The 464-nt window shown below is 76.3% G+C and carries 1 pseudogene; it reads left to right on the top strand.

Annotated features, from left to right (window positions below):
* Positions 1-464 (top strand): annotated as a pseudogene (locus B9S61_RS42200) (hypothetical protein); the annotation flags it as partial.

Here is a 464-nt window from a genome sequence, read left to right on the forward strand (position 1 = left end):
CCCGCCGGTGAGGCCGGCGCGGTCACGCACGATCCGCACGAGGTGACCGTCCAGCTCGACGCCGTCCAGTTCGGCGACGGCGTGCTGCACCGGGCCCCCGTCCAGCCGAAGACCGCGTCACCGGACGCCGCCGACGGACCCGTGTTCGTGGACGAGTCCGGCCGCCGCAGCCGCAGATACCGCCGTATCGGCATGGCCGTAGGCCTCGCCTGCGCCGGCTACGCCGCCGTCATCGTCGCCACGCTGCTGTCCGGCAACTCCGACGCCCCCTGGCTGCCTGTCCCCGGACAGCAGCAGAAGGAGCAGCCCGCGGGGAAGGTCGAGACCTCCCCGGACGCCGGGGAGACGGACGCCACCCCCGGCGCCGGCACCAGCCTCCTCCCGGGAGGCTCGCCGAGCGCCGGCGCGTCCACCATGCCCGTGCCCGCCTCCAGTCTTCCCGCGGCCGGCGCGACGGGCGGCCA

Source organism: Streptomyces sp. SM1, assembly GCF_002910825.1.
GTDB lineage: Bacteria > Actinomycetota > Actinomycetes > Streptomycetales > Streptomycetaceae > Streptomyces > Streptomyces okerensis.